The organism is Rhizobium sp. P1_E6, assembly GCF_056405875.1.
On record NZ_JBFUBG010000150.1, the window covers coordinates 1 to 8,566 of the forward strand.

Here is an 8,566-nt window from a genome sequence, read left to right on the forward strand (position 1 = left end):
GGGTTGCAAAATTCGCTTAATTCTTGCAGAGACAGGCGCAGCGGCGCCGGAGGGGCGACCGATATTTCATCAAAGTTTTCGCCGTGGCTGTGACGGATAGATTAAAGACCATATTTGCTGGCCTCTACAGCGCTCTCGTGCTGGCTGCGGTCATTCCCTTCGGCCTGGTGGATGCAACGCCTTTCGCGGTAGTCGCGATCTGCATGTTCACATTGGGCGTAGCGGCCCTGCTGCTTTTCGGAGAACCCCGGCGCGGACGCTGGGTATTTATCTGGGCCCTATTGCTCTTCATCGTCACGTCGGCCTGGATCGTCATCCAGACGATCCAGGTGCCGTGGCCCTCACTCGTCAGCCCGATCTGGAGGGATGCAGATAATCTCGCTAAAGCCTCGAGAGATACGATCTCCGTGGCGCCGGCTGATACGCTCGCGTCTCTCCTGCAGATCGCACTGCCCGTCATGACGTTTCTGACCGGCCTCATCATTGCCGACACAGACAGACGGGCTCGCCGTATTCTTATGGTCCTCGCTATCGGCGCAGGCCTGATCTCGCTGTTCGGGCTTGGGCAGTTCCTAATGTTTCCGAAGATGTTGCTGACGGATGCTAAACGCTATTATCTCGACAGCCTGACCGCGGTCTTCGTCAACCGCAATACGGCTGCGACCTTCCTGGGGCTCGGATTTCTGCTACTCGCGACATTCGCTTCTGAAAACGGACGCGCTCATTTTGGATTCTCGTCCGCGCCCTCGGGCAGCTTCAACGAAGGTCTCGGCTTCTGGCTGTTCACCGCGCTCGGCCTTTCATGCCTGACAGCGCTGATGCTGACCCAGTCCCGTGCGGGGTTGGTAGTGACGGGTCTTGGCTCCGTTTTTTACATCCCCTATCTCGTCAGCCAATGGAAAAGCAGGCGTTCCAGGCTCTTCTCGAGGGCTGCCGGCTCCGTGACACGAAAATGGCTGCTGGCAGCCGGCACAATTGTGCTTATCCTTATCTTTAGCGCTATTTTCGGCGGCAGAGCGATCCTGCGCGCTGACCAACGCGGCACCGATGACGGCCGCTTCTGCATATGGTCCGATACGATACACGCCATCTCGCAGAACTGGCTTCAGGGAACCGGCTTCGGCACATTCCGTGCGGTCTATTCAGCCTACCGGTCACCCGATTGCGGGATCGGCGGCATCGTCGACAGGGCCCATAGTTCCTACCTCGAAGGCTTCCTGACCCTCGGGATAATATTCCCCATTGTAGCTATCCTGATTTTTTTTGTGCTCATAAGGGCCTTCTGGACCGGCTACCGAGCACGCCATCGGCTGCGGCATTATTCTATTTTGGGTTGCGCCGGAACCCTTTTGACAGCGTCACATTCTGCCGTCGACTTCTCGATTCAAATTCCCGGTTTTGCCATCTTTTTCATGGCATTTCTGGCGGCGGTCATCTCAATTTGCTGCGGGCGCGAAGAAAGAGTCAGCGAAAACAAAAAGGACGTGCCAAACAGCTCGCGAATCGATCGTTCAGTCGAAGTCTTTAAAATATGACGGTTTAAAGGCGATGGATACATAAAGCTGCCATTAAAGAAGATCGGAATATTCGTTTTGGTTGCATTCGAATTACCGCAGAATCTTCACGTATCAACGCATGCTAATTTACCATAACCGGGACAATCCATGTTGCCCCCTTGCCACAATAACCTTCTGTTAGGTATGGAGTACCTGACGGAGTCGGATATTTACTTGTCTCTTAAGTTGTCACTGCGCTAAACAGTTTCTAGCTATTATTAAGTAGGGTCATGATGGGCATTCCTGTAACTCGACGTAGCGGCATCGTTGTATCGATGCTGATCGTGCTTTCCAGCTGCACGTCTCTCCCCAGATCCGGTCCGGATCATACGGACATCGACCGCGATGCAACAATTAAGGTAACGACACCGGACCGAAAAGTCGGCATCGACTATGTTCTGATCGATCTGAACAAAGGTGTTCTGCCCTATTTTGACAAGATCCCGACAAGCTCTCTGCGCGGCGGATTCGCTGGCGGTCGCGGTGGCGCTCCGGACATTCCGCTCGGTTTCGGCGATGTCGTGCAGGTTTCGATTTTCGAAGCGCAGTCAGGCGGCCTCTTCATTCCGTCAGATGCGGGCAGCCGTCCGGGTAACTACATCACCCTGCCCCAGCAGACGATCGATAAGGCTGGTACGATCAGCATCCCTTATGCCGGCCGCGTTCCCGCAGCCGGTCGGATGAAGGAAGAAATCGAACAGGATATCGAAGACAAGCTGGCAAGCCGTGCGATCGAGCCCCAGGTCGTTCTCACGACGATAACCAGCCGCTCCTCGGAAGTCGCTGTCGTCGGAGACGTCAACAATCCGCAGAAGATCGTTCTTTCACCGGCCGGTGATCGCATCCTAGATGCTATTTCGGCGGCAGGYGGCCTCACGACTGCCAACATCGAAACCAACGTCACGCTTCAGCGTCGCGGCAAGACTGCGTCTATCGCTTATGAAACGCTGCTGAAGAACCCGTCAGAGAACATCTATCTCGCGYCGGGTGACACCGTTTCGGTCGAACACGAGCGCCGAACCTTCATCGCGCTTGGCGCATCCGGCGTCAACAATCGAATCGACTTCGAGGATTCGAACCTGACCCTGGGCGAAGCCATGGCGAAGGCCGGCGGCCTCGTGGATACCCGCGCAGATCCGCGCGAAGTCGTGGTCTATCGCAAGGTCGCCCGCAGCACTCTTCAGCGCCTGAACATCGATACCAGTCGCTTCAAGGGCGACGAGGTACCAGTCATCTTCCGGGCGAATCTGCGCGATCCAGCGACCTTGTTTGCAGTTCAGGAGTTCCGCATGACGGACAAGGACGTCATGTATATCTCCAACGCTCATACTGTTGAGCTTGTGAAGTTCCTCGACATTCTGAACTCGGTGACCTCCACGGTCAGGGGCGTTTCTAACGATGCCCTCGATACGCGCGAGGCCGTCCGAGAGCTCGGAAATTAAATATATTGAGCAATACTTCGAGCGCCTTACATTGAACGGACTGGTGCTCAACGGAGTTTATGTTATAAGCTCTGTTATCTTTTGGAGGCTGGGTATGGTAAACACAGGCAAGAACATAGCGAAAGGTGCTGCCGCCTTTGCATTTGGCGCGCTTTGCTTTGCAACGTCGTCTTTTGCAGGCAACTGCTTTTCGGGTCCGGGCGCAGCGAGYGGCTCGCAGATGGACGCCTTCAAGGCGACCCCGGCAAGCATTCTTACGGGCAATCCGTCCGACAGCCTGCTCATCGGCTCGGTTCGTGATCTCACGGCAACTGAAACCGACATCACGGCGGACTTGCTGACGCTGGCGGCCGCTCCGGCTACCACAGACGCACAAAGAGCAGCCATTGGTGCCGGCCTTGGTCGCGCCGTCAACGTCTGCCGTCCGCAGCATTCCGATCTCGCCGACGAGATTGCGGCTGCGGTTGCAGCAGCAATTCTGAGCAACCCCGCGCTCGGCAGCTTCCGTACCGCATTCGAAGCTTCGCTGACCGGCCAGACTGCTGTCGCGGCGCTCGGCGGTGCAGGTGGTGCAGGTCCGGCAGGCGGCGGTGACATTGGTGGTCCGGGCGCCACAGGTCTGGGCGGCCCGGCTGACAATGAAGCCGGCGGCGGCGCTGTACAGGGCCAGGGCTCGCTCCAATCAGGTGCAGCGGGCAGTGGCAATTTTACGATTATCCGCAATCAATCTGTCAGCGGCAGCATCTAATCCAGGCCTTTAAAGGCCCACTAGCGCATTTCCGGAGAGGCTGTTCAGCCTCTCCTCTCCCTTTCATCGTCTAGAGAACGGCTCCTACCTCGCGCGAATTTTGTCGGCAGTGGAGCAGGTCGCTCCTGCAGCAGGTCGAGCCGGTAGGATATGTGGCAACGCGCCAGAGTAAGCGGACACGCGCAGCAAAGGGTGCTGACGCGAGCAGCGCTTTCACTTCCCTCTCCGCTATCTGTTCTTTTTCTTCTGACTGCAGTCGTACTCCTCATTTTTGCTATCGCCGACATCAAGCAGTCGGCACGCTTTGCCGATATCTTTCTTGTTGCTGAGCGGCTTGAGCAGTCGGAACAAGTCAGCCTGGAAACGCTCATCAAAACGGCTGCGAAGACTGACGCGATTGTATCCGGAGACTATTGCCGTTCAGATATAGTCATGGCGGGCACGACCCTGGTGCTGAACCGGCTTGACGCAGCTAACGAAATCACCGGCTATGATGCCTGGGTRAAGGCCGCCGACGATGCCGAGAGCTACATGCGCCACGCCGTGTCCTGCATGCCGACCGAAAGCAACCTCTGGCTCAGACTCGCGATCGTTCGTGCCATCATCGTTCAAGAACCCAAGGCGATTGCCCGGTTGCTGAATATGTCTGCTCGGCTCGCGCCGGCCGATGAATTCGCACTTCTCGCCCGCCTCTATTTCTGGAATCGCCTCAACGCCACAACGCTCGAAAACGCCCACCTCTCCGTTGAGAGCGACGTGAGCCTTCTGCTCAAGCTCGGAGATTCGCGGAAGGTTGGACCGGCCTTGACCAGGATCAGCCCRGCCCTGCTGCCCTACGTGAAGACTGCCGGCGCAAAGCTGACTGCAGAGAGGAAGACTTCGCTCGCGTGGTTTGGCCTCAATCTCGACAAGCTGCCTTAAGCATCGACGCTAACTCAGCTAAGCACGACTGCCTGACGGTTCATTATACGAAGTACGGTAAGCCTGCCTGTCGCGAAAGCACCGGTGTCGATGGCAATGCGCCCGTTTCCAAAGAAGGGCCGCTGTACAGGCGTGTGCCCGTGAACCACCAACAATGGTAATTCCGGCCCGCGCGTCAGAAATGGCTCACGCATCCAAAGCAGATCCGAATCCCTCTGCTCTGGCAACGGCACACCTGGCCTAAGGCCAGCATGAACGAAGACGATATCGCCAACCGTCAACATCGACGGCATTTCTTGAAGAAACTTCCGGTGGTCGACCGGAACAGCATCTCGCAAAGCGCGATCCAGCGCAGCAACTCCGCCGTGCCTCATCAGATAAGCGGCATCGACCCCGTACGACGATAGAGTTTCCGGGCCTGCAAAACGCAGCCATCCAGGAAAAGTGCCCGGATCTTCCAGCAGCCGCCGGAAGGCCTCTTCGTGATTGCCGCACAGTGTAACCCGACTAAACCCCTCATCCCCCGACCGACAAAGATGCTCGATCACATCTCGCGAACGACGTCCGCGATCCACATAGTCGCCGAGCGTCACCACGAGTGCACGCTCTCCGTGAATGGCAGCATCCTCGCGAATGCGCTGCTCCGCATGAAGCAGCTGGTCATAACAACCATGCACATCGCCGATTGCGTAGATGACGGGGAATTCGTCCGGTTCGAAACTCAACCTTGCCCGCCTCTTTTCAGCTGCTCCATTCGACGGCGGCGCGTCCTTCCCCAGCAATTTCTGTAGCCAGCCGAGGGCACCGGCCCGTGAACTGTTGCGACTGATTTTGCTATCGATGTCTGATGCTTCGTTCATGGTCACTAACATATTGGAGTTTATGGCCTTGGCCAGGTTCTGGAGACGCATAGTCGTGGCCATATTGCCGCGCCTTGGCCTCGATTTGGCGCGGGCTGTTTGTCGGCAATTCTGGTGGAAGGTGCAATCGAACAAAATTCAACGAATGCTTTTAAACTTTTTTTCGCCATCCTTGTATTTCACCGTAAAAATTAAGTTGTCGCTATGATCAAATCCGTCCCCATGAAAGGTTGATGCCTGTAATTTCGAGCAACAATAAGAAGCTTCGGCAGATCGTGCCGCGTATATGATGATCTCTACTTCGCGAATCAAAAACCTAGACATAACCGACCACGAAGCAGGAAATATCGCGTGCGTGAATTCGGCGTTTCCATTTGCATACCGACTTGCAATCGCCCGCGACTTCTCGAAGCGGCGTTGGTGAGCTGTGTGAGCCAATCCATATCTCCCGCACAGATATTGGTTGGCGACGATTCACATGACAGAAAAAGCGTCGCACTCGTGGACCGATTATCGCGAGAGACCGGCATCGGTATAAAATACTGGAAACATTCCGAGAGTATCGGCCAGGCCGCCAATCTGAATTGGTTGATCGACTCCACAAATTCGGAATATCTCATATTCCTGCATGACGACGATCGGCTGGACACCAACGCGATCGAAACACTTTACGAGGCATGGCTGCAGTATCCGGATGCGCAATGCTTATACGGCAAGCAGCATTTGATAGATCATGCCGGAAATATATTACTAGATCGTACAGAACGCTGGAATCTCCGCTATTCCCGTGTGAACGAACTTGCCGGCTTGCAAAGATCGAACCTCTCGGCAGCCCTTCAGCAACAGCTTCCCAACAACGGTTTCCTCATAAAGACGGAGTTGGCGCGAAAAGTGCGCTATCGGCCGGAGACAGTAATTGGCCACGCCGTCGATGCCGACTTCGGCATTCGTGTTGCTCTTGCCGCTGCTCAACGCTCCTTCGCTTATATTGACACCTTCGTCTCCGAGTACCGGCTCAATCCGGATTCGATTTCCCAATCGACGACCATTAACCGCCGTGAAGACATGCTGTTTGAGTACATTGAGACGCTCGAGCTTCCGGCCACCGATGAAAAAGCCCGGGATGGTTTTCTGGAGCGAATTGCCGTTGCCGCCGCACTCGATGCCGCTCGCGCACGCAGGCGATGGACGGCGTTGAGGATAATCTTCTCCAGATATTACACGGAGACCCTGCTGAGCCGCTGGACCCTCTACCGCTTCCTCTGCACTCTCTCCCCCGGTTTGGGGGAAAAGATGCGGCGCTTCCTCACCCGCATAAACCCGGATCTGGAAGGCGACCGAGATCGGCAATGGCGGCAATTTGGCAACGAATATGCGAAGAAATAAACTTGTGGGCCAATTTTCCGGAAGCAGCGCCGAAATTGGTGGTTGCTGTCAGGTTGATCCATGATGGATGAGAATATATTGCTCTGCAAAAAAATATTGCTCTGCAAAAAGAGTTTGCCGTTGGATCTTGAGTTTGACACGTTGTTCGATATGGTGGCGCGTAATTGGCGCCTCCGCCACCCACCTGTTAGGCATCATGCGATGACGATGGAAGGAGGCGAAGATTGATGCGGGAAAATCAATTGGTCATCCGATTTTGCCAGAAAAGCATCTTTCAGCCCGAACTTCACCAGAAACGTCCCGGCAAGAGTGGCCTTCATGAATGATGTGAGTAACTTTCGTCGCCGTGCAGTAAGCGCGATGTTCTGGTCATTGTTCCAGAATTGGGGTGGCCGTGCATTGAGCATGGTTGTATTTGTCCTGCTCGCTCGCCTGCTCGCACCGACACAATTCGGCATTGCATCCTCAGCGTTCCTTGTGATGTCGATGCTTTCGCTGATCGCGGAATTCGGTTATGGCGACGCTCTCATTCAGAAGCAGGGTCTGAAGGAGCGCGACGTCAACATACCATTCTACGCGTCGATGATAGTTTCAACGGCTCTCGCATGTATTGCCGCTTTCCTGTCCGAAGACATTGCACACCTGATGAACGTCGAAGGATTGGCGCCATACCTGATCGGAACCGCTGCGATCTGCCCATTCCTCACACTCGCAAGCTTTCAGGACGCGATGTATCGACGTCATGTTCAGTTCCGCGCTCTGGCCATGCGCACGCTTGCCGGAATCATTATTGGCGGCGTTGTCGGCATTGCCATGGCGCTCATGGGCTTTGGAACCTGGGCATTGATCGGGCAGTTTGCCGCTCAGACGCTGACAAGCGTGATCTGGTTATGGGCCAAGCCCGTTTGGAAACCAAACGGTGATTTGAACTGGAACACGATGCCCGGGCTTAGCAAGTTCGGTCTTAATGTCGTTGGTCAGCGGCTCATCGATTTTTTTACACTGAGAAGTATCGATTTCGTCATTCTGCTTGTCTACGGTCCGGCGGCGCTTGCGCTCTTTACTGTGTCTTCGCGCCTTTACCAGCTGTTGCTGCAGCTGCTTCAATCCAGCATTTCCAATGTGGGATTGACGATGCTCTCCAAAGTTTCGGACGACAAGGCGCGTTTGCAACGTCTCTATCTGCGCAGTTCATCGATCGGTGCGTTCTTCGGAACGCCGGTATTCTGCGGCCTTGCCGCACTGGCTCCTGAAGTCAACCACATTATGTTCGGCCAGAAATGGGCCGGCGCCGAACATGTGATGGTTCCATTACTGCTGATGGGCGGCATCCACTGCGTACAATTCATCAACGCATCGTATCTGACTGCACTCGGCCGTCCGCAGACCCTGTTGTGGCTCGTCATCCTGAAGGCWGTTCTGGTCTTGCCTCCCCTCTATTTCATACGGATGGACAGTGTGGCTGGCACTGCAATGATCTATTGCGCAAGCCTTGTATGCCTCACACCATTCTCATTTGGTGCCACGTTGAGCGCGCTGTCGCTGAACTGGAAGGCCATGATCAGACCCGTCGGCGTACCAATGCTAGCCTGCGCGGCAGCTTTCTTTGCCGTTTACGCTACCCGCACATGGGGAGGCCTGGGCGAATTGAAT

General features: G+C 55.4%; 7 protein-coding genes. 6 read left to right on the forward strand and 1 reads right to left on the reverse strand.

Translation table 11 applies throughout. The annotated features are described in order from the left end of the window. The first annotated feature begins 83 nt into the window (after positions 1 to 83). The 4 genes from AC1D35_RS33695 (at position 84) to AC1D35_RS33710 (ending at position 4,667) form a co-directional block, all read left to right on the forward strand. Positions 84 to 1,535: an O-antigen ligase family protein gene (locus AC1D35_RS33695; protein WP_477942204.1), complete on the forward strand. Its 1,452-nt coding sequence runs from the start codon at positions 84 to 86 to the stop codon at positions 1,533 to 1,535. A 254-nt stretch (positions 1,536 to 1,789) separates the two neighbouring features. After that, a complete protein-coding gene (locus tag AC1D35_RS33700) occupies positions 1,790 to 2,998 on the forward strand; it encodes a polysaccharide biosynthesis/export family protein (protein WP_477942206.1) in 1,209 nt (402 codons plus the stop codon). 94 nt (positions 2,999 to 3,092) lie between these two features. Further along, positions 3,093 to 3,746 carry a hypothetical protein gene (locus AC1D35_RS33705; protein WP_113296366.1) on the forward strand — a complete coding sequence of 218 codons (654 nt, stop codon included), beginning with the start codon at positions 3,093 to 3,095 and terminating at the stop codon, positions 3,744 to 3,746. Positions 3,747 to 4,178: 432 nt separating this feature from the next. Beyond that, positions 4,179 to 4,667 (forward strand): hypothetical protein, encoded by a 489-nt coding sequence (locus tag AC1D35_RS33710; protein ID WP_477854212.1) that lies wholly within the window; start codon positions 4,179 to 4,181, stop codon positions 4,665 to 4,667. A 14-nt stretch (positions 4,668 to 4,681) separates the two neighbouring features. On the opposite strand, the gene AC1D35_RS33715 is transcribed toward AC1D35_RS33710, so the two are convergent. Next, entirely contained in the window at positions 4,682 to 5,590 is a 909-nt protein-coding gene (locus AC1D35_RS33715; protein ID WP_477854211.1) for a metallophosphoesterase family protein, read from the reverse strand. A 288-nt stretch (positions 5,591 to 5,878) separates the two neighbouring features. Here AC1D35_RS33715 and AC1D35_RS33720 point away from each other — a divergent pair, with 288 nt between their 5' ends. Further along, on the forward strand, positions 5,879 to 6,913 hold the full coding sequence (locus AC1D35_RS33720) for a glycosyltransferase family 2 protein (RefSeq protein ID WP_477942208.1): 1,035 nt from the start codon (positions 5,879 to 5,881) through the stop codon (positions 6,911 to 6,913). A 318-nt stretch (positions 6,914 to 7,231) separates the two neighbouring features. Further along, a partial coding sequence (locus AC1D35_RS33725; RefSeq protein ID WP_477942209.1) for an oligosaccharide flippase family protein occupies positions 7,232 to 8,566 on the forward strand: 1,335 nt, incomplete at its 3' end.

Excerpts from the sequence above, each read along its gene's own strand:
- AC1D35_RS33715 (WP_477854211.1), bottom strand. The coding sequence starts at position 5,590 with ATGGCCACGACTATGCGTCTCCAGAACCTGGCCAAGGCCATAAACTCC.